Below are 22,237 nucleotides of genomic sequence, written 5' to 3'. Positions count from 1 at the left end.
CGTGCCGACGAAGCTGCTGAACGATCCCGACCGACTCCTGCCGATCGACCCGACGACCCGGGCGATCGCCCGCGACCTCCACTCGAGCGTCGCCGACCTGCCGATCCTCTCCCCGCACGGGCACGTGGATCCGCGCCTCTTGCTCGAGGACCGCCCCTTCGCCGACGCGGCCGAGCTCTTCCTCCGGCACGACCACTACGTCACCCGGCTGCTCCACTCCGCCGGGATCGACCTCGGCGATCTCGGCATCCCGGGAGGCGAGCGCCTCGCCGGCCCGGAGGAGGTGTGGCGCACGTTCTGCGCGCACTGGCGGATCTTCGCGGGAACCGCCTCGGGCTACTGGCTCCAGTCGATCCTCGCCGAGCAGTTCGGCATCACCGAGCAGCCCGACGCCTCCACCGCCGACGCCCTCTTCGCGGCGATCGGGGCCCGGCTGGCGTCCGACGCCTTCCGCCCGCGGGCGCTCTTCGAGCGGTTCGGGATCGAGGTGCTGGCGACGACCGACGATCCGCTGGACGACCTGGCCGTCCATCGGGCTCTGGCGGAGGATCCGGCGTTCCCGGGCCGCGTGCTGCCGACCTTCCGCCCCGACGCCTACCTCGATCCCTCCACCCCCGGCTGGCCCGAGCGCGTCGCCGCCCTGGCCGCCGCCACCGGAACGAAGGAGTCCAGCTTCCCCGGATTCCTCGAGGCCCTCCGCGCCCGGCGCCGGTACTTCCTCGACCACGGCGCCGTCTCCGCCGACCACGGAGTGCTGGAGCCGCTGACCGTCGACCTCGACCCCGCCGAGGCGCAGTCCCTCTTCGCCCGCGCCCGCGCCGGCACGATCGACGCCGAGGGCAGCCGCGTCCTCGCCGCCCACCTGCTGCTGCAGTCCGCCCGCATGAGCGTCGACGACGGCCTGGTGATGACCGTCCACGCCGGCGTGCTGCGCAACCACGATCGGCCGACCTTCGAGCGCTTCGGTCCCGACACCGGCCACGACATCCCCGTCGCGACCCGGTTCGCCGAGCCCCTCCGCCCGCTGCTGCAGGAGCTCGGCAACGCACCGGGCTTCCACCTCGTCCTCTTCGGGATCGACGAGAGCACCCACTCGCGCGAGCTCGCTCCCCTCGCCGGCTACTACCCGTCGGTGTTCCTCGGAGCGCCGTGGTGGTTCCTCGACGCGCCCGACGCGGTGCTGCGCTTCCGCGCCGCCGTGACGGAGACCGCCGGCTTCTCGCGGAGCTCCGGCTTCATCGACGACACCCGCGCGTTCCTCTCCATCCCGGCCCGTCACGACATGGCGCGGAGGCTGGACGCCGCGTTCCTCGCGCGCCTGGTCGCCGAGGGGCGCATCGACTCCGAGACGGCGAGCGCCGTCATCCTGGACCTCGTCGACGCCCAGCCGCGGAAGGTCTTCAAGCTGTGAGCGGGCACGGCGGAGGAGGCGGTCTCGATCGCGCGTCCGCGGGCCTGCCGGCGGCTCCCGTCCGCATCGTCCACCTCGGCCTCGGCGCCTTCCACCGAGCGCACCAGGCCTGGTACACGCACGCCGTCGACGACGACCACGAGTGGGGCATCGCCGCATTCACCGGCCGGAGCCCCCGCGCGGCCGAGGAGCTCGCCGCGCAGGACGGCCTGTTCACGCTGATCGAGCGCGGACCGGAGGGCGACTCGGCGACGGTCGTGGGCAGCATCGTCGAGGCGGTCGACGGCGCGGACGTCGCGCGTCTCGTCGAGCTCGTCGCGGCTCCGGCGACGGCGATCGTCACGCTGACGATCACGGAGGCCGGGTACCGTCTCGCCGCGGACGGCGGCCCCGACCTGGACGACCCCGCCGTCCGGAGCGACCTCGCCGCCCTCCGATCGGGAGGAGCGCCGACGACCGCGCTCGGCCGCCTCCTCCTCGGCCTCACCGCCCGGCGCGACGCCGGCTCCGGCCCGCTCGCCGTCGTCCCCTGCGACAACCTCTCCGGCAACGGCCCTCTCGTGCGCCGTGGGCTGCTCCTGCTCGCCGAGCGGCTCGACCCGTCGCTCGCCGACTGGATCGACCGAACCGTCTCGTTCGTGTCGACCTCCGTCGACCGGATCACTCCGGCCGCCACGGCGGCGGACCGGGAGGCGGCGGCCGAGCTCACCGGCATCAGCGACGCCGCGTCCGTCGTGACCGAGCCGTTCCGCGACTGGGTCCTCTGCGGCGGCTTCCCCGCCGGCCGGCCCGCCTGGGAGCGCGCCGGAGCCCGCTTCGTGGACGACATCGAGCCCTTCGAGCGGCGCAAGCTGCGACTCCTCAACGGCGCGCACACGCTCCTCGCCGCCACCGGCCGCCGGCGGGGTCTCGCCACCGTCGCGGAGGCGATCGCCGACCCCGCCTGCCGGAGCGCCGTCGAGGCGTTCTGGGCGGAGGCGGCGGCCGGCCTCCCCGCCGGTCTCGACGCGGACGCCTACTGCGCCGCCCTCCTCGAGCGCTTCGGCAACCCCCGGATCGAGCACCGGCTCGAGCAGATCGGCGCCGACGCGACCGCCAAGCTCCGCATCCGGATCGTGCCCGTGCTCCTCGCCGAGCGCGCGGGCGGACACGGCGGAGCCGCCTCCCTCCGTGCCGTCGCCGACTGGATCGCACTGCTGCTCCAGGGCGACCGCCTGCCCGACGCGCAGCGCCCCGCCCTCGACCGCGCCCTCGGCTCCGCCCGGCCCGTCGAGGCGCTGCTGCGGCTCGTCGACCCGCGCCTCGTCGACGACCCGGCCCTCGTCGCCGCGGTCGCCGCTCAGGCGGCCTAGACCTCCACCCCGCCTCTCCGCGCGGCGCCTTCCGGCGCCGTCGGCAACCGATTGCCACCTTCGCACCGTCTCGATGCGGCGCGGATCCCCGACGGGTCCGCGCCCGGGTAAAGGAGCCCGCATGACCCCCCGCACCACCGCGCCCGGAGCGCCCGCCGCTGAGAAGCTCTCGAAGCTGAGCATCGTGGGCTACGGCGCCGGCGACACGGCGAACAACCTCGCCTTCACCACCGCCACGATGTTCCTGCTCGTCTACTACACCGACGTCGCCGGGATCTCCGCGGCCGCGGCGGGCACGCTGCTGCTCGTCGTGCGGATCTTCGACGCGTTCGCCGACGTCTTCGCCGGCCGGGTCGTGGACCGCACCTACAGCAGGCGCTTCGGCAAGTTCCGGCCCTTCCTGATGTTCGGGTCGGTCCCGCTCCTGCTGCTCTCGGCCGCGACCTTCTCCGTCCCGCAGATCGGCGAGAGCGGAACCCTGCTCTACGCCTACCTGAGCTATGCCGCGCTCGGCCTCGCCTACAGCCTCGTCAACATCCCCTACGGCTCGCTCGCCGGAGCGATGACGCAGGTCGGCACCGAGCGCGCGAAGCTCGCCAGCGCCCGCGCCATCGGCGGCGCGATCGTGGGGGCCGGGCTCGGCACCTTCATGGCCCCGCTGGTCGTCCCCGGCGCCGATCTGCAGTCGCTCTTCTCGATCGTCACGCTGAGCTTCGTCGTCGTCGGCTCCGCGCTCTACCTCTTCACGATCCTGACCGCGAAGGAGCGCGTCCAGCGCGACGTCGCGCACGTCACGTTCCGTCAGAGCATGACGACCCTCCGCTCCAACCGGCCGCTGCTCTTCCTCTGCCTCAGCTCGTTCCTGTTCCTCACCGGGACGCTCGCGCTCCAGACCGTGCAGCTCTACTACCTGCGCGACGTGCTCGGATCGGTCCAGCTCTACGCCGCGATGTCGCTGATCCAGCTCGCCCTGACCTTCGGCCTGGCCGCCCTCGTCCCGACGATCGTGCGGCGGTTCGGCAAGCGCAACGCCTACATGGCCGGAGTCGGGGTCCTGATCAGCGGCGGAACGGTCGTCTTCCTCGCCCCGGGCGACGCGGTGGCGGTCGGCTTCGGCGGACTGGTCCTCGCCTACGTCGGCATCCAGCTCGTCAACATGCTCGTCTGGGCGATCGAGGCGGACACCGTCGAGTACGGGGAGTGGAAGACCGGCATCCGCTCCGAGGGCACGATCTACGCCCTGTTCTCCTTCACCCGCAAGACCGGCCAGGCGGTCGGAGGCGCCCTCGCCGCGTACGCGCTGGCCTGGGGCGGCTACGTGGCCGGGGCCGCGGAGCAGAGCGAGCACGCCGAGTGGGGCATCCGCGCCGCCGCCGGCCTCATCCCGGCCGTCGCGGCCCTGCTCGCGGTGCTGATCATGGCGTTCTACCCGCTGACCGACCGCCGGCACGCGCAGATCGTCGCCGAGATAGCCGAGCGCCGCGAGAGCACGGGGCAGGCCGCGCCCGTGGCGCCCGGCCTCTCGACCGCCGCGTTCTCGATGGACCGCGCTCCCGGCCGGAACCCCTGACCCGATCCCCCACCACGAAAGGCATCCCATGAAGATCGACAAGGCGGAGGTCGTCGTCACCAGTCCCGACCGCAACTTCGTCACCCTCAAGCTCACGACCGACGACGGGCTGACCGGCCTCGGCGACGCGACCCTCAACGGCCGCGAGCTCGCCGTGGTCTCCTATCTCGCCGACCACGTCGTGCCGCTGCTCCTCGGCCGCGACGCCTCGCGCATCGAGGACACCTGGCAGTTCCTCTACCGGTCGTCCTACTGGCGCCGCGGGCCGGTCACGATGGCGGCGATCGCGGCGGTCGACACCGCCCTCTGGGACATCAAGGGCAAGGCCGCGGGCATGCCGCTCTACCAGCTGCTCGGAGGCGCGTCCCGCACCGGCCTGCTCGCCTACGGCCACGCGTCCGGGCGGACGGACGCGGAGCTGTTCGACAGCATCCGCGAGCACCAGGAGCAGGGGTACCGCGCGATCCGCGTGCAGACCGCGGTGCCGGGATTGACCTCGATCTACGGCATCGCCTCCAACGCCGTCCTCGAAGGCAACGCCGGCGTGCGCTACGACCACGAGCCGGCGCAGCGCGGCGGCCTGCCGACCGAGGAGGACTGGGACACCCGCGCCTACCTGCGCCACGTCCCCCGCGTCTTCGAGGCCGTCCGCAACGAGTTCGGGCCGGAGCTCCCCCTCCTCCACGACGGCCACCACCGGATGACACCGATCCAGGCCGCGGCCCTCGGTAAGTCCCTCGAGCCGTACGACCTCTTCTGGCTCGAGGACTGCACGCCCGCCGAGAACCAGGAGGCCCTCCGCCTCGTCCGGCAGCACACCACCACGCCCCTGGCGATCGGCGAGGTCTTCAACACCGTCTGGGACTACCAGCTCCTGATCCGCGAGCAGCTGATCGACTACATCCGCAGCGCGGTCACGCACACCGGAGGCGTCTCCCACCTCCGGAGGATCCTCGACCACGCCGCGCAGTACCAGATCAAGTCCGGGATGCACGGACCCACCGACGTCTCCCCGGTGGGCATGGCGGCCGCGATGCACCTGGGCCTGGCGATCCACAACTTCGGGATCCAGGAGTACATGAAGCACGGCGAGCGGACCGACAGCGTCTTCCAGCAGTCGTTCACCTGGAGCGAGGGACGGCTGCACCCGGGCGACGCCCCCGGTCTGGGCGTGGAGCTCGACGTCGACGCCGCCGGGAAGTACCCCTACGTGCACGCGTACCTGCCCTTCAACCGCCTCGCCGACGGCACCGTCCACGACTGGTGACCTGCCCCCCTCCGCCGAGGGGACCCCGGACCGTCGCGGGAGCCACGACCGGCGGGCTCCCTCGACGGTCCGGGGTTCCCCCCGCCGGGCACAGGCCGGTCAGGGCACGAAGCGGTAGCCCATGCCCGCCTCGGTCAGCAGGTGCCGCGGATGCGCGGGGTCGGGCTCGAGCTTCTTGCGCAGCTGCGCGACGTAGAGGCGCAGGTAGCCGGTGTCGGTGACGTGCGCGGGGCCCCAGATCTCGGCCAGCAGCGAGCGGCGGGTGACCAGCTTGCCCGCGTTGCGGATGAGGATCTCGAGCACCTGCCACTCGGTCGGGGTGAGCCGCACGGAGACGCCGTCCCGCGTCGCGCTCTTGGCCACCAGGTCCACGGTCACCTCGCCGATCACGACCAGCGGCTCGCCGTCGGCCGGCTGCACCCGCCGCGAGAGGGCCCGGATGCGCGCGAGCACCTCGTCCATCGAGAACGGCTTGGTCACGTAGTCGTCCGCGCCGGCGTCGAGCGCGCCCACCTTGTCGGCCGCGCCCGTCCGCCCCGACACCACCAGGATCGGCGCGCTCGTCCAGCCGCGCAGTCCGTGGATGACCTCGACCCCGTCGAGCCGGGGCATGCCGAGGTCGATCATGTAGAGGTCCGGATGCTCGTCCACCGCGCGGTTGATCGCCTCGGTGCCGTCGCCGGCCGTCACCACGTCGTATCCGCGGGCGGTGAGGGTGATGCGCAGGGCACGCAGGATCTGCGGGTCGTCGTCGGCGATCAGGATCTTCATGCGGCTCCTCCGGAGTCCTCGTGCGGGGCGGCGCCCGACCCGCCGTCGTGCGGGCCGGCCGGAGCGACGTGAACCGCAGGAGCAGCGGCAGCAGTCTCCGGCGCCAGCGGCAGCGTCACCACCATCGTCAGCCCGCCCCCCGGAGTGTCCTCCGTCTCGAGCGTGCCGCCCATCCCCTCCGTGAACCCCTTCGAGAGCGCGAGGCCGAGGCCGAGGCCCGTCAGGTTGTCGTCGTCGCCGAGTCGCTGGAACGGCACGAAGATCTCGGCGCGGCGCTCCTCGGGCACCCCGGGGCCGTGGTCGACGATCCGCAGCTGCGCGCTCCCGCCGAAGGCGCTGGCGGCCACGCGCACCCGGGTGCCGGACGGCGCGTAGCGGACGGCGTTCGCGAGCAGGTTGACCACGACGCGCTGCAGCAGCACCGCGTCGGCGAGCAGCGCCGGGCCCTCCGGATCGAGATCGAGGTCGACCTCGCCGGGACCGAGCCCGAGCTCGTCGAGCGCGGGGAGCACCACGTCGGCGGCGTCGAGCGGAGCGAGCGCCACGGCGAGCGCCCCAGCCTCCAGCCGCGTCACGTCGAGCAGGTCGGTGACCAGCGCGGCGAGCACGGTGAGGCTCTCGTCGGCGGTGGCGAGCAGCTCCTCCCGGTCGCGCTCGCTCCAGACCACCTCGGGCGAGCGCAGACCGCTGACCGCCGCGGTGGCCGCGGCGAGGGGCCGGCGCAGGTCGTGGCTGACGGCCGACAGCAGGGCGCTGCGCACCCGGTCGGTCTCGGCCAGCGGAGCGAGGGAGCTGGCCGTCTCGCTGAGGGCCGCGTTCTCGAGCACCGAGTCGAGCTGGGCGGCGACGACCTGGAGCAGCCGCCGCTCACTCCCCTCCAGCTCACGGCCGTGCAGCTCGAGCACCGCGCCCTCGCCCACCGCGATGCGCGCGGGATCGCCCTCCGGCTGCGGCTCGCCGTCCGCCGCGACGAGCTCGCCGCCGCGCAGCAGCCGCACGCCGGTCAGCCCGAACGCCTCGCGCGAGCGCTCGAGGATCGCCTGCAGCGCCCCCTGCCCGCGGATCACGCCGCCGGCGATCGTCGCCAGCAGCTCCGACTCCGCCCCCGACCGCTTGGCGGCCCGCGCCCGCCGGGCCGCGCGGTCGACCACGGCGCTGACGAGCGCCGCGTTGAGCACGTAGAGCACCAGCGCCAGCGCGTGCAGAGGCTCGTCGACGGTGATCGTGTAGAGCGGATCGACGAAGAAGAAGTCGAGGGTCAGCCCCGAGAGCACGGCCGCGAAGAGGGCCGGCCAGAGCCCGCCGACCAGCGCGACCACCACCACCAGCAGCTGGTACGAGAGCACGTCGCTCGTGATCGACTCGTCGCTGCGGAGGCTCGAGAGCAGCCAGGTCACCAGCGGGCCGCCCACGAGGGCGAGGGCCAGTCCCAGGAGGCGGCGCCGCAGAGTCAGGGCCCCGTCGAGCCTCGGCAGCACCGCGGTGCGCCCGGCGGCGGAGTGGCTGACGATGTGCACGTCGATGTTGCCGGACTCGCGGATCACCGTCGACGCGGTGCCGGGCGTCAGCGCCGAGGCGAAACGGCTCCGCCTGCTCACGCCGATCACCAGCTGCGTCGCGTTCACCGAGCGGGCGAACTCGACCAGCGTCCGCGGCACGTCCTCGCCGACCACCTGGTGGTAGCTGCCGCCGAGCTTCTCGACCAGCACCCGCTGCGCCTCGAGCACGTGCGGCCGGGGAGTGCGGAGGCCGTCGGGGGTCACCACGTGCACGGCGAGCAGGTCGCCCCCGGAGGCGCGGGCCGCGATCCGCGCGCCGCGCCGCAGCAGGGTCTCCCCCTCCGGCCCGCCGGTGAGGGTCACGACCACGCGCTCGCGCGCCTCCCAGGTGCTGTCGATGCCGTGCTCGACGCGGTAGTCGCGGAGCGCGCTGTCGACCTCGTCGGCGAGCCAGAGCAGCGCGAGCTCGCGCAGGGCGGTCAGGTTGCCGAGCCGGAAGTAATTGGACAGCGCCGCGTCGATGCGCTCGGGCGGGTAGACGCGGCCGTCGGCGAGGCGGTCGCGCAGCGCCTGGGGCGCCAGGTCGACGACCTCGATCTGATCGGCGGCGCGGAGGACCGCGTCCGGGATCGTCTCGCGCTGCGGCGCTCCGGTGATCGCGTGCACGACGTCGTTGAGCGACTCGATGTGCTGGATGTTCACGGTCGAGAAGACGGTGATGCCGGCGTCGAGGAGCGTCCGCACGTCCTCCCAGCGCTTCTCATGCCGGGAGCCGGGGGCGTTGGTGTGCGCGAGCTCGTCGACCAGCGCGACGTCGGGCCGGCGGGCCAGCACCGCGTCGAGGTCCATCTCGTCGAGCAGCACACCGCGGTGCTCGACGGCCCTCCTCGGCACGACCTCCAGCCCCTCGACCATCGCGGCGGTGGCGGAGCGGCCGTGCGTCTCGACCACGGCCACCACGACGTCGCGACCCTCGGCGGCGAGCCGGCGGCCCTCCTCGAGCATCGTGTAGGTCTTGCCCACTCCGGGCGCGGCTCCGAGGAGCACGCGCAGGCGGCCCTTCGTCATGCTCCCGGCCTCCCCTCGTGCTCGCGGCTCCGGGGCGTCCCGGGCTCGCGGGACCGGCGTCGATCCGCTCGATCGGACGGTCCCGACGAGCCGATCGCGATTCTACGAGCCGGAGGCGCCACCGGAGCGGTCACAGCCGCGCGAGAGCGGCGTTGAGCTCGAGCACGTCCACCGTCGGCTCGCCGAGGTACCCGAGCTCGCGGCCCGCGGTGTGCTCCTCGACCAGCGCGCGCACGGCGCTCACGTCGAGCCCGCGGGCGGCGGCGACGCGGGGCGCCTGCAGCTGCGCGTAGGCGGGGCTGATCGCGGGGTCGAGCCCCGAGGCGGAGGCGGTCAGCGCATCGGCCGGCACCGCGGCCGGGTCGACGCCCTCGAAGGCGGCGATCGCGGCCCGGCGCTCCTCGACGGACGCGACCAGGTCGGCGTTCTCGGGGCCGAGGTTGCTGCCGGTCGAGGCCGCGGCGTCGTAGCCCGCGGCGGAGGGACGCGACTGGAACCACTCCGGCAGGGGCGCTCCGTCGGCGTCCGTGAACGACTGCCCGATGAGCGACGAGCCGATCACCGCGCCGTCCTGGCGCAGCAGCGAGCCGTTCGCCTGGGCGGGCAGGGCGAGCTGCCCGATCCCGAGCACCGCGAGCGGGTACGCCGCTCCCAGCAGCACGGTGAGCACGATCATCGCGCGCAGCGCGACACCGTAGGGACGGAACATGGTCTCTTCTCTCTGTCTTCGGTGGTCGGGACGGGCGGGTCAGAAGCCGGGGATCGCGGCGACGATCAGGTCGACGAGCTTGATCCCGAGGAACGGAGCGATCACTCCGCCCAGCCCGTAGACCAGGAGGTTGCGGCTGAGGATGCGCGAGGCGGCGACCGGGCGGTACGCCACTCCCCGCAGCGCGAGCGGGATCAGCACGACGATCACCAGCGCGTTGAACACGATCGCCGAGAGGATCGCCGAGGCCGGCGAGTGCAGCTGCATCACGTTCAGCACCGCGAGCCCGGGGAAGACTCCCGCGAACATCGCCGGGATGATCGCGAAGTACTTCGCCACGTCGTTCGCGATCGAGAACGTGGTGAGCGCGCCGCGGGTGATCAGCAGCTGCTTGCCGATCCGCACGATGTCGATGAGCTTGGTGGGGTCGGAGTCGAGGTCGACCATGTTGCCCGCCTCCTTCGCCGCCGAGGTGCCGGTGTTCATCGCCACGCCCACGTCGGCCTGCGCGAGGGCCGGGGCGTCGTTGGTGCCGTCGCCGGTCATCGCGACCAGCGCGCCGCCCTCCTGCTCGCGCCGGATCAGGGCGAGCTTGTCCTCGGGGGTCGCCTCGGCGAGGTAGTCGTCGACTCCCGCCTCCGCCGCGATCGCCTTCGCGGTCAGCGGGTTGTCGCCCGTGATCATCACGGTGCGGATGCCCATCGCGCGCAGCTCCGAGAAGCGCTCGGCGAGCCCGTCCTTCACCACGTCCTTCAGGTGCACGACGCCGAGCAGCCGGGCGCCGTGGGCGTCCTTCACCGCGACGACCAGGGGCGTGCCGCCGCTCTCCGAGACGCCGTCGACGAGCACCGTGAGGCGCGCCGCGACCGCGGACGGCAGCGGCCCCTCCTCCTCCACCCAGGCGCGCACGGCCGAGCCGGCGCCCTTGCGGATGGAGGAGCCGTCGGGGAGGTCGAGCCCGCTCATCCGGGTCTGCGCGGTGAACGGCACCACGGCGGCCTGAGCGGGCTCGACGGCGGGGCGGCCCGAGTCGCCCGCGAGGTCGACGATCGACTTCCCCTCGGGCGTCGGGTCGCTGAGCGAGGAGGAGGCGGCCGCGTCGACGAGGGCGGCCTGCGCCACTCCGTCGAGGGGGAGGAACGCCACCGCACGGCGGTTGCCGTAGGTGATGGTCCCCGTCTTGTCGAGCAGGAGCGTCGTGACGTCGCCCGCCGCCTCCACGGCCCGGCCGGACATCGCGAGCACGTTGCGCTGCACGAGCCGGTCCATGCCGGCGATGCCGATGGCCGAGAGGAGGGCGCCGATGGTGGTCGGGATGAGGCAGACGAGCAGGGCGACCAGCACCGGGACGCTCACGGAGGCTCCCGCGAACGAGGCGATCGGGTTCAGGGTCAGCACGACCACGACGAACACGATCGAGAGGCTCGCCAGGAGGATGTCGAGCGCGATCTCGTTCGGCGTCTTCTGCCGCGACGCGCCCTCGACCAGGCCGATCATCCGGTCGACGAAGGTCTCGCCCGGCCGGGAGGTGATGCGCACCACGATCCGGTCCGAGAGCACTCGCGTGCCGCCCGTCACCGCGCTGCGGTCGCCTCCGCTCTCGCGGACGACCGGCGCCGACTCGCCCGTGATCGCCGACTCGTCGATGGAGGCGATGCCCCAGACGATGTCGCCGTCGCCGGGGACGAGGTCGCCCGCCTCCGCCACGACCACGTCGCCCAGCTGCAGCTCGGCCGAGGAGACCTCGACCAGGCGGGCCGACAGGGCGGAGGGGTCCGCGGGGTCGTAGTCCGTCATGCGCCGGGCCGGAGTGCTCGTGCGGGTGGCGCGCAGGCTCTCGGCCTGCGCCTTGCCGCGGCCCTCGGCCACCGACTCCGCGAGGTTCGCGAACACCACGGTGAGCCAGAGCCAGATCGCGATGCCGCCCGTGAAGGTGACGGGCACCGTCGATCCGCCCGACTCCTCCGGCCCCCCGAGGAACGGCTCGGCGATCGCCAGCACCGTGGTCAGCACGGCGCCGACCTCGACGATGAACATCACGGGGTTGCGCCACATCAGGCGCGGATCGAGCTTGCGCAGCGCTCCGGGGAGGGCAGCGGCGAGCTGGCGCGGCCCGAGGGCGGCGCGGGTGGGGCGCGCGGGTTCCGCGGGTGCCTCGGTCAGTGCAGTGGTCATCGGAGTCGCAGTCCTTCCGCCAGGGGGCCCAGCGCGAGTACGGGGAAGTAGGTGAGCGCGGTCACGACGACCGTGACGCCCACGAGGAGGCCGACGAACTGCGGCCGGTGGGTGGGCAGCGTGCCGGCGCTGGAGGGCACCGGCGACTGCGCCGCGAGCGAGCCGGCCAGGGCGAGCACCAGCAGGATCGGGAGGAAGCGGCCGAGGAGCATCGCGACGCCGAGCGCCGTGTTGAGCCAGGGCGTGTTCGCCGTCAGCCCCGCGAACGCCGAGCCGTTGTTGTTGGACGCGGAGGTGAAGGCGTAGAGCACCTCCGAGAGCCCGTGCAGCCCGGGGTTCAGGATCGACGTGCTCTCCACGTCCTCCCGCACCGCCGGGATCGCGAAGCTCAGGGCCGTGCCGGCCAGCACGAGCGTCGGCGTCACGAGGATGTAGAGGCTCGCGAGCTTGATCTCGCGCGGGCCGAGCTTCTTGCCCAGGTACTCGGGCGTCCGGCCGACCAGCAGCCCGCCGACGAACACGGCCAGCACCGCGAGCACGAGCATCCCGTAGAGGCCCGAGCCGACGCCGCCGGGGGCGACCTCGCCGAGCATCATGTTGAGCATCGGCAGCATGCCGCCGAGCGCGGTGAAGGAGTCGTGCATCGCGTTGACGGCGCCGGTCGAGGTGAGCGTCGAGGCGGTCGCGTAGAGGGCGGAGCCGGCGATGCCGAAGCGCGTCTCCTTGCCCTCCATCGCGGCTCCGGCGGCCTGCGCCGCGGATCCGCCGCCCGCCGCCTCCAGCGCGGTGAGGGCCGCGAGCGACACGACGAAGATCGTCGCCATCGCCGCGAGGATCGCGCGGCCCTGCCGCACGTCGCCGACCATCCGGCCGAAGGTGCGCGGCAGCGAGAACGGGATCGCGAGGATCAGCACGATCTGCAGCAGCGACACCCACGCCGAGGGGTTCTCGAACGGGTGCGCGGAGTTGGCGTTGAAATAGCCGCCGCCGTTGGTGCCGAGCAGCTTGATCGCCTCCTGCGAGGCCACCGCGCCGCCCGGGATGCTCTGCTCGCCGCCGGTGAGCGTGGTCACCGTCAGCGGGCCGTTCAGGTTCTGGATCACGCCGCCCGCGATCATCACGACCGCCGCCACCACCGCGAGGGGCAGCAGGAGGCGCAGCGTGCCGCGCACGAGGTCGACCCAGAAGTTGCCGAGCGTTCCGGAGGAGCGGCGCGCGAATCCGCGGATCAGCGCCACCGCCACGGCCAGGCCCACGGCCGCCGAGACGAAGTTCTGCACGGCGAGGCCGCCGAGCTGCACCGCGAAGCCGAGGGTCGCCTCCGGGGAGTAGGACTGCCAGTTGGTGTTGGTGACGAACGAGACGGCGGTGTTGAACGCCAGCCCCTCCGGCACCGCGGGCAGGCCGAGGGAGCCGGGCAGGACCGCCTGGAGGCGCTGCATCCCGTAGAGCAGGAGCACGCCGACGAGCGAGAAGGCCAGCACGGCCCGGAGGTAGGCGCGCCAGCTCTGCTCGCCCGCGGAGTCGACGCCGATGAGGCGGTAGACGCCGCGCTCGAGGGCGAGGTCGCGCGTCGAGGTGTAGACGCGGAACATGTGGTCGCCGAGGGGGCGGTGGAGGAGGGCGACGGCCAGGCCGACGGTCGCGACCTGGAGGACGGCGAGGAGCGGATCCATCAGAAGCGCTCCGGTCGGATCAGGGCCGCGACGAGGTAGACGACGGCGGCGAGCGCCAGCACGGCCGCGAGGGCGTCGAAGACGATCACCGGCCCGCCTCCTTCTCGCGGGTCCCGCGGGTCGCCGAGGGGGGCGGTCCGCCCAGCCGCTCGACCCCCTTCGCGGCGAGAGCGATGAGCGAGAAGAGGGCGAGCACGCCGAGGAGGTAGGCGAGGTCGAGCACGGAGGACTCCATCCGGGGAGCGGACGACGCCCGGGACCGGACGCCTGCCGGGAAGCGGCACAGGAAGCGATGCAACACCTCGCGGGGGCTCCTCGGAGCGGTCCTCACGGTTCCCCTACGGCCCGGCCCGGAGTCCTCGCGTTTCCCTCACGCGGACGGCGGCGGGCGCCCGGCGGAGGAGCGCGAGCCGGGCGGGAGCCGAGCGGTGAGAGCGTTCTCCCCCAGCAACGGCGGGGGTCGACGTCCCGAAGATCACATTTCGGCATCGCCTGGACAAATTCGCCGCCCGCGCTTTACTCCCCCCGATCGAAGCAATATGTTCTCTCCGTGGACAAAGCCCCTCGGGGCTCTCCCGCCCTCCCGGGCGACGACACGACGACGTGCGCCACACGTGCACGCCTCTTGTCGTCCTCTCCCTCGGACACTGCTTTCAGAGAGGAATGCACTCCATGAAGTTCTCCCGCGGCATCACCACGCTGGCCGCCGCCGGCATCATCTCCCTCGGCCTCGCGGCCTGTTCCGCGAGCCCCGCCAACTCCGGAGGCGCCGCTGCCGGCGCCGGCGCGGAAGGCGACTGCACCGTCGGCATCTCGATGCCCACGCGCAGCCTCGAGCGCTGGATCAACGACGGCGAAGGCCTCCAGTCGCAGCTCGAGGGCGACGGCTGCACCGTCGACCTCCAGTACGCCGACAACAAGACCGATCAGCAGATCTCGCAGATCCAGAACCAGATCGCCGGCGGCTCCAAGATCCTGGTCATCGCCGCGATCGACGGCGAGGCGCTCGCGCCCGTCCTCGCCGAGGCGAAGAAGCAGAACGCCACCGTCATCGCCTACGACCGTCTCATCAACGGCACCGCGGACGTCGACTACTACGCGACCTTCGACAACTACAAGGTCGGCCAGCTCCAGGGCCAGTACATCGAGTCGACCCTCGACCTGAAGAACGCCGCGGGTCCCTTCACCCTCGAGCCCTTCGCCGGCAGCCCCGACGACAACAACGCGAAGTTCTTCTTCTCCGGCGCGTGGGACGTCCTGCAGCCCTACATCGAGAGCGGCAAGCTCACCGTCCCCTCGGGCAAGTCGCCCGCGTCGGACGACGACTGGGCCTCGATCGGCATCCAGGGCTGGGCCTCCGACAAGGCGCAGTCCGAGATGGACAACCGCCTCTCGTCCTTCTACACCGGCGGCCAGAAGGTCGACGTCGTGCTCTCCCCCAACGACAGCCTGGCCATCGGCATCGAGGCCTCGCTGAAGTCGGCCGGCTACACCCCCGGCGCCGACTACCCGGTCATCACCGGCCAGGACGCCGACAAGGCCAACGTCAAGGCGATCCTCGCCGACGAGCAGTCCATGACGGTCTGGAAGGACACCCGCACCCTCGGCGACCGCGTCTTCCAGATGGTGCAGTCGATCGTCGCGGGCGAGGAGCCCGAGGTCAACGACACCGAGACCTACGACAACGGCGAGAAGGTCGTCCCGTCCTACCTGCTGGAGCCGCAGGTCGTCACGAAGGACGACGTGCAGTCGGTCCTCGTCGACTCCGGCTTCCTCAAGGCCGGCGACGTCGGACTCTGATCCGTCGGGCGGGGGCGGGGAGGAGCGATCCTCCCCGCCCCCGCCCGCCCGTCCGCACACCACTCCCCCCCAACGAAGTGAGGCCCTGTTGGCCAGTCCCATCCTCATCATGCGCGACATCGTCAAGGAGTTCGGCGGCGGCGTCCGCGCCCTCGACGGCGTCTCGCTCTCGGTCCAGCCCGGCGAGGTCCACGCCATCTGCGGCGAGAACGGCGCCGGCAAGTCGACCCTGATGAAAGTCCTCTCCGGCGTGTACCCGTACGGCAGCTTCGAGGGCACCATCGAGTTCGAGGGCGAGGAGGCGCAGTACCGGTCGATCAACGACAGCGAGGCCGACGGCATCGTGATCATCCACCAGGAGCTCGCCCTCAGCCCCTACCTCTCCATCGCCGAGAACATCTTCCTCGGCAACGAGAAGTCGACCCGCGGCGTCATCAACTGGAACGCGACCAACGCGGAGGCGGCCAAGCTGCTCGCCCGCGTCGGCCTCGCCGAGAGCCCCGCGACCAAGATCCTCGAGCTGGGCGTCGGCAAGCAGCAGCTCGTCGAGATCGCCAAGGCCCTCGCCAAGGAGGTGAAGCTCCTCATCCTGGACGAGCCCACCGCCGCCCTCAACGACGAGGACAGCGACCACCTGCTCGGCCTGATCGACCAGCTCCGCAAGCAGGGCATCACCTGCATCATCATCAGCCACAAGCTGAAGGAGATCCGCGCCATCGCGGACACCGTCACGATCATCCGCGACGGCCGCACCATCGAGAGCTTCCCGATGGCCGGCGAGGAGGCGTCCGAGAGCCGGATCATCCGCGCGATGGTCGGCCGCGACCTCAACAGCATGTTCCCGCCGCGCGACCCGCAGATCGGCGAGGAGAAGCTGCGCGTCGAGAACTGGACGGTCCACCACCCCGTCGACATCAACCGCGTGGTCGTCGACGACGCCTCCTTCACCGTCCGCGCCGGCGAGATCGTCGGCTTCGCGGGCCTGATGGGCGCCGGACGCACCGAGCTCGCGATGAGCATCTTCGGGAGGAGCTACGGCACCGGCATCTCCGGCCGCGTCTACAAGGACGGCGAGGAGATCCAGACCCGCACCGTCGACGAGGCGATCCGCAACGGCCTCGCCTATGCGACCGAGGACCGCAAGCGCTACGGGCTCAACCTCATCGGCGACATCACCGTCAACGTCTCGGCCGCCGCGCTCTCGCGGCTGGCCCGGCTCGGCGTGATCGACAAGCACCGCGAGTACAAGGTCGCCGACTCGTACCGATCGAAGATGAACATCAAGGCGCCGACCGTCTCGGCCGTCACGGGGAAGCTCTCCGGCGGCAACCAGCAGAAGGTCGTCCTCTCGAAGTGGATCTTCTCCGGTCCCGACGTGCTGATCCTCGACGAGCCCACCCGCGGCATCGACGTGGGAGCCAAGTACGAGATCTACGGGATCATCAACGAGCTCGCGGCCCAGGGCAAGGCGGTCGTCGTCATCTCGTCCGAGCTGCCCGAGCTGATCGGCCTCGCCGACCGCATCTACACCATCTCCGAGGGACGGATCACGGGCGAGATTGATCGCGCCGACGCCACCCAGGAGCACCTCATGCACTACATGACCGCCGGAAAGGAACAGGCCCGATGAGCGCCACGACCACCACAGCGCCGGCGGACACGCCCGCCAACACGCCCTCCACCCCGCCCAAGCGCTCGCGCCGGCTGAACATCAACCTCCGGCAGTACGGCATCCTCGCCGCGCTGGCCATCATCATCCTGCTCTTCCAGGTGCTGACCGGCGGGCGCCTGCTCCTGCCCGGCAACGTCAACAACCTGATCCAGCAGAACGCCTACGTGCTGATCCTCGCGATCGGCATGGTGATGGTCATCATCGCCGGCCACATCGACCTCTCGGTCGGCTCGGTCGTGGCGATGGTCGGCGCCATCTCGGCGATCGCGATGAACAACTGGGGCCTGCCCTGGTGGGCGGCCGTCGTCGTCGCCCTCGTCACCGGCGCCGCCGTCGGAGCATGGCAGGGCTTCTGGGTCGCCTTCGTCGGCATACCGGCGTTCATCGTGACCCTCGCGGGCATGCTGATCTTCCGCGGCTTCACCCTCGTCCTCCTCACCGGCGGGACGATCAACGGCCTCCCCACCGAGTTCACCGCGATCGGCGCCGGCTGGCTGCCGGGCGTCCTCGGCGGCATCGCCGGCCGCGACGCGCTCACCCTGGTCCTCGGCCTGATCGTCTGCGTCGTCCTCGTGGCTCAGCAGCTCCGCAGCCGCGCGACCCTCCGCCGCCTCGAGCTGCCCCGCGAGCCCATCGGCTCGCTGGTGGCGAAGTCGGCCATCGCCGTCATCGCGATCATGGCCCTCTCCTGGCTGCTCGCCGGCTACAGCGGAACCCCGATCATCCTGATCGTGCTCGCCGTGCTGATCCTCGCCTACAGCTTCGTGCTCGGCCGGACGGTCTTCGGCCGCCACATCTACGCGATGGGCGGCAACCTGTTCGCCGCGATGATGTCCGGCGTCAAGACGAAGTGGGTCAACTTCTTCATCTTCGTCAACATGGGCGCACTGGCCGGAGTCGCGGGCATCGTCAGCACCGCCCGCGCCGGCGGTGCGGTCGCCTCGGCCGGACAGAACTACGAGCTGGACGCGATCGCCGCGGTCTTCATCGGCGGCGCCGCCGTCCAGGGAGGCGTGGGCACCGTCGTCGGAGCCGTCATCGGCGGACTCGTGATGGGCGTGCTCAACATGGGCCTGTCCATCCTCTCGGTCGACGCGGCCTGGCAGATGGCGATCAAGGGCTTCGTGCTCCTGCTCGCGGTGGCGTTCGACATCTTCAACAAGCGCCGCGCCGGCGGCCGCTAGGCGAACGCCGGGCGCCGCCCAGCGGCGCTCCTCGTCCTTCTCTTCTACAGTTCTCGGGCGCGGCTTCTCCTCGGGGGAGCCGCGCCCGAGTGCATCCGAGACCCGTCGGGGTCCAGCGACAGGCAGGCGATCATGGCAGGAGCAGTCGGAGCCTCCAGCAACGCGCTGCTGCGCCGCACGAACCTCGCGAGCCTCGCGACCCTGGTGCACCGCTCCGGTCCCACCAGCCGCGCCGAGCTCGGCCGCCTCACCGGGCTGAACCGCTCCGCCGTCGCGAACCTCGTCGGCGAGCTGAGCGAGCTCGGCTGGGTGGCGGAGGAGACCACCGCGCCCGACGGCCGCATCGGCCGCCCCAGCGCCACCGTCGTCCCCGGCGACCGGTTCGCGGCCGTGGGCGTCCACCTCGACACCGACGCGATCATCGTCGGCCTGGTCGGGCTGCACGGCGAGCTGCTGCGCCGCGTCCGCTTCGACACCCCCAAGCCCGCGAGCCCGGCCACGGTGGTCCGCGTCGTCACCGGGATCGTCGAGGGCTTCCGCTCCGAGCGGGAGTCGCTCCGCACGCTGGTCGGCGCGGGCGTCGCCGTCCCCGGCCTCGTCCAGGCCGACTCCGGCTTCGTCCACCGCGCCCCGCACCTGGGCTGGCGCGACGTCGACCTCGCCACCCAGCTGAGCCGCGCCCTCGACCTCCCGGTCGCCGTCGGCAACGACGCGACCCTCGGCGCCATCGGCGAGTCCCTCTTCGGAGCCGCGCACGGCGTGGCCGACGTCGTCTACGTCACCGGCGGCGCGGGCGGCATCGGCGGAGGAGTCATCATCGGCGGCGTCCCGCTCCAGGGCTCCTCGGGGTTCGCGGCCGAGCTGGGCCACACCCTCGTCGCCACGAACGGCCGCCTCTGCGGCTGCGGCCGGCGCGGCTGCCTCGAGGCCGAGGTCCGGATGCGCTCCCTCCTCGACGTCCTCGGCGCCCGCGTCCTCGACCAGGACGAGCTCGACATCGCCCTGGGCACCTCCCGCGACCCCGCCGTCCTCGGCGAGGTCGCCCGCCAGGTCGACCTACTCTCGGAGGGCCTGTCCACCTACATCAACCTCTTCAACCCCACCGCGGTCGTGCTGGGCGGCTTCCTCGGCTCGCTGCTCACCGTCGACCGCGAGCGCCTCGCCGCCCGCGTCTCCGCCCGGGCCCTGAGCGACCTCGCGCGCGGCGTGCGGATCGAGCGGGCCGCCCTGCGCTCGAGGCTGGAACTCGTCGGCGCCGCGGAGCTACCCTGGCGGCGGGCGCTGGCGGATCCCGCCGCCGTCACCGGGGGCGCGCAGCCGCCGGGTGGGAGCAGCAGCCGCGAGGACGCCCTGGGCGCCCGCGCCTGACCCCGGCCTTCGAGTGCCGGCACCGCGTCGAGGAGGACGAGCATGGCCGACTGGAACGACACGATCATCGAGGAGTTCCGCGCGAACGGCGGGACCGTGACCACGAGCGGCTTCGGGAGGAGCCTCGTGCTGGTGCACCACCGCGGCGCCCGCTCCGGTGAGGAGCGCGTGACTCCCCTGATGGCGCTGCACCCCTCCGACGACGTCTGGCTGCTCGCCGCGTCCGCCGCCGGTGCGCCGAAGCACCCCGCCTGGTTCTACAACACGATCGCCCACCCGGACCTGGCGATCGAGACCCCCGACGACGGCACCGTCGACGTCCGGGCGCGCGTCCTCGCCGGGGAGGAGCGCGACGCCGGCTGGGCCCGCTTCACCACCGCCTCCGCCGGCTTCCTCGACTACGAGAAGCGCACCACCCGCATCATCCCGGTCGTGGAGCTCACCCGCCGCTGACCGCGAGCCGTCAGCGCAGCAGCACGGGCACCGTGTCCGGCGTGCTCCAGCTCAGCGCGATCCGCTCGCGGAAGCCGCCGCTGCGCAGCTCCGCCTCGAGCGCGTCGATCACCACGGGGAGCAGCGCGCGCCGCTCGATCAGCAGGTCGAGCACGAGCCGGTCGCCGGCCGTCAGCAGCACCGGGCCCGATCCGGGCAGCACCGCGATCCACTGGCACTCCCCCACCTGCACGCTCCGGTGCCGGCGGAGGCGTCGGAGCAGCTCGGGCAGCGCCTGCGTATCGAGGGCGGACACGTCGGCACGGAGGGCGATCACCCCGCGAGCGTGCCCGCGCCGGACGACCTCGCGCCGACCTCCCGGTGAACACCGCCCCTCCGCGGGACGCCGTACGAGAGAACGACACGACAGGAGCCCGCCCCGGAGCGCACCGCACCCGGGAACGGGAGAAGCCCCCGACCGGACATCCGATCGGGGGCTTCTCTCCGGTTCCCTCGAACCCGGTTCTCTCGAACTCCGGTTCTCATGAACTCTGGTGCGCGAGGGGGGAGTTGAACCCCCACGCCCTTTCGGGCACACGGACCTGAACCGTGCGCGTCTGCCTATTCCGCCACTCGCGCTCACCAGCGGCACCGAAGCGCCGACGAGAAATCGTAGCATCCCCCGGCCTCCGAGCCGAACCGGCACCCGCCGCCCCGGGCCGGAGCTCCCCCGGGAGCCGCCACCGGGCCGCCCCGGTGAGAGCGCGCACACGGCACTCCGGCCGCGAAACCACTGCGGAGGATCGCGCATCCAGACCATCCCAGTAACATGCCCGTAGCCGTGCGCGGCGCAGACCAAGAAGAGGAAGCGGCGACGGGCGCGCAGACATCTCGATCCGTGCGCGACCGCCGAGAAGGCGAAGAACCGGAAGATCGGAAGACTGTGGGCATACTGGACAACTTCGAGAAGGGACTCGAGCGCGTCGTCAACGGCGCGTTCGCGCGGACCTTCAAGTCGGGTCTGCAGCCGGTCGAGCTCGCCTCCGCCCTCCGCCGGGAGCTCGACACCACCGCCGCCGTGGTCAGCCGCGACCGCATCCTCGTCCCCAACAGCCTCGTCCTGCGGATGTCCGCGACCGACCTCGACCGGATGCAGCGTCTCGGCGCCACGCTGATCGACGAGCTCACCACCGTGGCCACCGAGCACGCCACCAAGCAGGGCTTCCGCTTCCCCGGCCCGATCGACATCTCCCTCGCCGTCGATCCGGCGCTCAGCGACGGCATGGTCGAGGTCGACTCCCGCAGCGTGAAGGGCACCGTCGCCTACACGCCCGTCCTCGACATCGACGGCCGGCGCCACCCGATCACGAAGGCGCGCACCGTCATCGGCCGCGGCAGCGACGCCGACATCACCGTCGACGACTCGGGCACCTCCCGCACGCACGTCGAGATCCTCTGGGACGGCTCCCGCGCCCAGGTGCACGACCTCGGGTCCACGAACGGCTCCAAGCTCGACGGCCGGCCCGTCACGCAGGCGCCCCTGGCCCCCGAGCAGACCATCACGATCGGGCGCACCTCGATCGTCTACCGCGTCGTGCAGGGCTCCGCGCCCGCACGCACCGACCGCCCGTCGTCCGGCAGGGCAGCCGGACGCGGCTCCGAGGGATTCTGGGACGACCGGCTATGAGCGAGCTCACTCTCTTCCTCCTGCGCATCGCGTTCCTCGCGCTGCTGTGGTTCTTCGTGTTCGGCATCGTCTACGCGCTGCGCTCCGACCTGTTCGGGCAGCGCGTGCGCAAGCTGCCGCCCGGCGCGCAGGCCGCGTCCCCCGAGGCCCCGTTCGTGACGGCAGCCCAGCCCGTGGTCGCCGCGGCCGCCCCGGCTCCCGCGCCCGCGCAGCCCGCCTCCCCGTCGGCCCCCTCGGCCCGGAGGAGCCGCGAGGCCGCCGCCGAGCGCGCCGAGCAGGGAGGTGCCGCCACAGTCCACACGGCGCAGCGCCTCGTGATCACCTCGGGCCCCAAGCGGGGCACCGAGCTCGAGCTGACCGGCGACCCGCTGACGATCGGCCGCTCCGCGGAGTCGACGCTGGTCATCCGCGACGACTACACCTCGACCCACCACGCGCGCCTTCTCCTCTGGAACGACGAGTGGATGATCCAGGACCTCGACTCCACCAACGGCACCTTCCTCGACGGCCGCCGTGTCGGCGCGCCCACCAAGGTGCCGCTGGACACGCCCGTGAAGGTCGGCACCACCACCTTCGAACTGCGGCGGTCGTAGCGC

At 72.4% G+C, this 22,237-nt stretch carries 19 protein-coding genes and 1 tRNA gene; 11 read left to right on the top strand and 9 right to left on the bottom strand.

All coding sequences use genetic code 11. The features are described from left to right. The first annotated feature begins 1 nt into the window (after window position 1). From uxaC to manD, 4 genes are all read left to right on the top strand, one after another. The gene (gene uxaC, locus C5C69_RS11960) at window positions 2–1,411 is read left to right on the top strand and encodes a glucuronate isomerase (RefSeq protein ID WP_104257956.1); all 1,410 of its coding nucleotides are present in this window, start codon (window positions 2–4) and stop codon (window positions 1,409–1,411) included. Then, window positions 1,408–2,763 carry a mannitol dehydrogenase family protein gene (locus C5C69_RS11955; protein WP_258065234.1) on the top strand — a complete coding sequence of 452 codons (1,356 nt, stop codon included), beginning with the start codon at window positions 1,408–1,410 and terminating at the stop codon, window positions 2,761–2,763. Before uxaC ends, C5C69_RS11955 begins: the two co-directional genes overlap by 4 nt. A 121-nt stretch (window positions 2,764–2,884) precedes the next feature. Continuing rightward, window positions 2,885–4,333, top strand: coding sequence for a glucuronide transporter (uidB, locus tag C5C69_RS11950; RefSeq protein WP_104257955.1), 1,449 nt, complete (start codon window positions 2,885–2,887; stop codon window positions 4,331–4,333). Window positions 4,334–4,361: 28 nt separating this feature from the next. Next, window positions 4,362–5,600, top strand: coding sequence for a D-mannonate dehydratase ManD (gene manD, locus C5C69_RS11945; RefSeq protein ID WP_104257954.1), 1,239 nt, complete (start codon window positions 4,362–4,364; stop codon window positions 5,598–5,600). Between the two features lie 99 nt (window positions 5,601–5,699). Here the strand turns inward: manD and C5C69_RS11940 are convergent, their stop codons facing one another. From C5C69_RS11940 to C5C69_RS17010, 7 genes are all read right to left on the bottom strand, one after another. Beyond that, complete coding sequence (locus C5C69_RS11940) at window positions 5,700–6,371, bottom strand: response regulator (RefSeq protein WP_104257953.1); 672 nt, start codon at window positions 6,369–6,371, stop codon at window positions 5,700–5,702. Next, window positions 6,368–8,938: an ATP-binding protein gene (locus C5C69_RS11935; protein ID WP_104257952.1), complete on the bottom strand. Its 2,571-nt coding sequence runs from the start codon at window positions 8,936–8,938 to the stop codon at window positions 6,368–6,370. The genes C5C69_RS11940 and C5C69_RS11935 overlap by 4 nt, the downstream gene beginning before the upstream one ends. Before the next feature lie 130 nt (window positions 8,939–9,068). After that, complete coding sequence (gene kdpC / locus C5C69_RS11930; RefSeq protein WP_104225770.1) at window positions 9,069–9,647, bottom strand: K(+)-transporting ATPase subunit C; 579 nt, start codon at window positions 9,645–9,647, stop codon at window positions 9,069–9,071. Window positions 9,648–9,686: 39 nt separating this feature from the next. Continuing rightward, window positions 9,687–11,822, bottom strand: a complete 2,136-nt coding sequence (gene kdpB, locus C5C69_RS11925) for a potassium-transporting ATPase subunit KdpB (protein ID WP_104257951.1) — start codon at window positions 11,820–11,822, stop codon at window positions 9,687–9,689. Beyond that, the gene (gene kdpA / locus C5C69_RS11920) at window positions 11,819–13,498 is read right to left on the bottom strand and encodes a potassium-transporting ATPase subunit KdpA (protein ID WP_104222651.1); all 1,680 of its coding nucleotides are present in this window, start codon (window positions 13,496–13,498) and stop codon (window positions 11,819–11,821) included. Before kdpA ends, kdpB begins: the two co-directional genes overlap by 4 nt. Continuing rightward, a complete protein-coding gene (gene kdpF / locus C5C69_RS11915) occupies window positions 13,498–13,587 on the bottom strand; it encodes a K(+)-transporting ATPase subunit F (protein ID WP_068209492.1) in 90 nt (29 codons plus the stop codon). The genes kdpA and kdpF overlap by 1 nt, the downstream gene beginning before the upstream one ends. Beyond that, window positions 13,584–13,733, bottom strand: a complete 150-nt coding sequence (locus C5C69_RS17010; RefSeq protein WP_167299012.1) for a hypothetical protein — start codon at window positions 13,731–13,733, stop codon at window positions 13,584–13,586. Before C5C69_RS17010 ends, kdpF begins: the two co-directional genes overlap by 4 nt. A 437-nt stretch (window positions 13,734–14,170) precedes the next feature. On the opposite strand from C5C69_RS17010, the gene chvE reads away from it, so the two are divergent. From chvE to C5C69_RS11890, 5 genes are all read left to right on the top strand, one after another. After that, window positions 14,171–15,298, top strand: coding sequence for a multiple monosaccharide ABC transporter substrate-binding protein (chvE, locus tag C5C69_RS11910; RefSeq protein WP_374952918.1), 1,128 nt, complete (start codon window positions 14,171–14,173; stop codon window positions 15,296–15,298). Between the two features lie 109 nt (window positions 15,299–15,407). Continuing rightward, window positions 15,408–16,928, top strand: a complete 1,521-nt coding sequence (gene mmsA / locus C5C69_RS11905; RefSeq protein ID WP_104222653.1) for a multiple monosaccharide ABC transporter ATP-binding protein — start codon at window positions 15,408–15,410, stop codon at window positions 16,926–16,928. Beyond that, window positions 16,925–18,154 carry a multiple monosaccharide ABC transporter permease gene (gene mmsB, locus C5C69_RS11900; protein WP_104222654.1) on the top strand — a complete coding sequence of 410 codons (1,230 nt, stop codon included), beginning with the start codon at window positions 16,925–16,927 and terminating at the stop codon, window positions 18,152–18,154. The genes mmsA and mmsB overlap by 4 nt, the downstream gene beginning before the upstream one ends. 132 nt (window positions 18,155–18,286) lie before the next feature. Then, a complete protein-coding gene (locus C5C69_RS11895) occupies window positions 18,287–19,522 on the top strand; it encodes an ROK family transcriptional regulator (protein ID WP_104222655.1) in 1,236 nt (411 codons plus the stop codon). A gap of 42 nt (window positions 19,523–19,564) precedes the next feature. Further along, a complete protein-coding gene (locus C5C69_RS11890; protein WP_104257950.1) occupies window positions 19,565–19,975 on the top strand; it encodes a nitroreductase/quinone reductase family protein in 411 nt (136 codons plus the stop codon). 10 nt (window positions 19,976–19,985) lie between these two features. On the opposite strand, the gene C5C69_RS11885 is transcribed toward C5C69_RS11890, so the two are convergent. Together C5C69_RS11885 and C5C69_RS11880 are read right to left on the bottom strand one after the other, a co-directional pair. Next, the gene (locus C5C69_RS11885; RefSeq protein WP_104250258.1) at window positions 19,986–20,291 is read right to left on the bottom strand and encodes a hypothetical protein; all 306 of its coding nucleotides are present in this window, start codon (window positions 20,289–20,291) and stop codon (window positions 19,986–19,988) included. Window positions 20,292–20,506: 215 nt separating this feature from the next. Continuing rightward, a tRNA-Leu gene (locus C5C69_RS11880) sits at window positions 20,507–20,593 on the bottom strand. Between the two features lie 304 nt (window positions 20,594–20,897). Between C5C69_RS11880 and C5C69_RS11875 the strand changes: the two genes are divergently transcribed. After that, window positions 20,898–21,641: a DUF3662 and FHA domain-containing protein gene (locus C5C69_RS11875; RefSeq protein ID WP_104257949.1), complete on the top strand. Its 744-nt coding sequence runs from the start codon at window positions 20,898–20,900 to the stop codon at window positions 21,639–21,641. Further along, complete coding sequence (locus tag C5C69_RS11870) at window positions 21,638–22,234, top strand: FHA domain-containing protein (RefSeq protein WP_104225776.1); 597 nt, start codon at window positions 21,638–21,640, stop codon at window positions 22,232–22,234. The genes C5C69_RS11875 and C5C69_RS11870 overlap by 4 nt, the downstream gene beginning before the upstream one ends. The last annotated feature ends 3 nt before the right edge of the window (window positions 22,235–22,237 follow it).

This window comes from Rathayibacter sp. AY1C7 (genome assembly GCF_002931865.1).
GTDB lineage: Bacteria > Actinomycetota > Actinomycetes > Actinomycetales > Microbacteriaceae > Rathayibacter.
The sequence above is the reverse complement of the archived record's forward strand: the minus strand, read 5'-3'. Positions and strand labels throughout refer to the sequence as shown.

What these genes read in the sequence shown, in the direction of transcription:
- chvE (WP_374952918.1), top strand. Translation starts at nt 14,171, where the DNA reads ATGAAGTTCTCCCGCGGCATCACCACGCTGGCCGCCGCCGGCATCATC.
- kdpB (WP_104257951.1), bottom strand. Translation starts at nt 11,822, where the DNA reads ATGACCACTGCACTGACCGAGGCACCCGCGGAACCCGCGCGCCCCACC.
- kdpA (WP_104222651.1), bottom strand. Translation starts at nt 13,498, where the DNA reads ATGGATCCGCTCCTCGCCGTCCTCCAGGTCGCGACCGTCGGCCTGGCC.
- mmsB (WP_104222654.1), top strand. Translation starts at nt 16,925, where the DNA reads ATGAGCGCCACGACCACCACAGCGCCGGCGGACACGCCCGCCAACACG.
- C5C69_RS11895 (WP_104222655.1), top strand. Translation starts at nt 18,287, where the DNA reads ATGGCAGGAGCAGTCGGAGCCTCCAGCAACGCGCTGCTGCGCCGCACG.
- C5C69_RS11890 (WP_104257950.1), top strand. Translation starts at nt 19,565, where the DNA reads ATGGCCGACTGGAACGACACGATCATCGAGGAGTTCCGCGCGAACGGC.
- C5C69_RS11870 (WP_104225776.1), top strand. Translation starts at nt 21,638, where the DNA reads ATGAGCGAGCTCACTCTCTTCCTCCTGCGCATCGCGTTCCTCGCGCTG.
- uidB (WP_104257955.1), top strand. Translation starts at nt 2,885, where the DNA reads ATGACCCCCCGCACCACCGCGCCCGGAGCGCCCGCCGCTGAGAAGCTC.
- C5C69_RS11935 (WP_104257952.1), bottom strand. Translation starts at nt 8,938, where the DNA reads ATGACGAAGGGCCGCCTGCGCGTGCTCCTCGGAGCCGCGCCCGGAGTG.
- C5C69_RS17010 (WP_167299012.1), bottom strand. Translation starts at nt 13,733, where the DNA reads ATGGAGTCCTCCGTGCTCGACCTCGCCTACCTCCTCGGCGTGCTCGCC.
- mmsA (WP_104222653.1), top strand. Translation starts at nt 15,408, where the DNA reads ATGCGCGACATCGTCAAGGAGTTCGGCGGCGGCGTCCGCGCCCTCGAC.
- kdpC (WP_104225770.1), bottom strand. Translation starts at nt 9,647, where the DNA reads ATGTTCCGTCCCTACGGTGTCGCGCTGCGCGCGATGATCGTGCTCACC.
- manD (WP_104257954.1), top strand. Translation starts at nt 4,362, where the DNA reads ATGAAGATCGACAAGGCGGAGGTCGTCGTCACCAGTCCCGACCGCAAC.
- C5C69_RS11940 (WP_104257953.1), bottom strand. Translation starts at nt 6,371, where the DNA reads ATGAAGATCCTGATCGCCGACGACGACCCGCAGATCCTGCGTGCCCTG.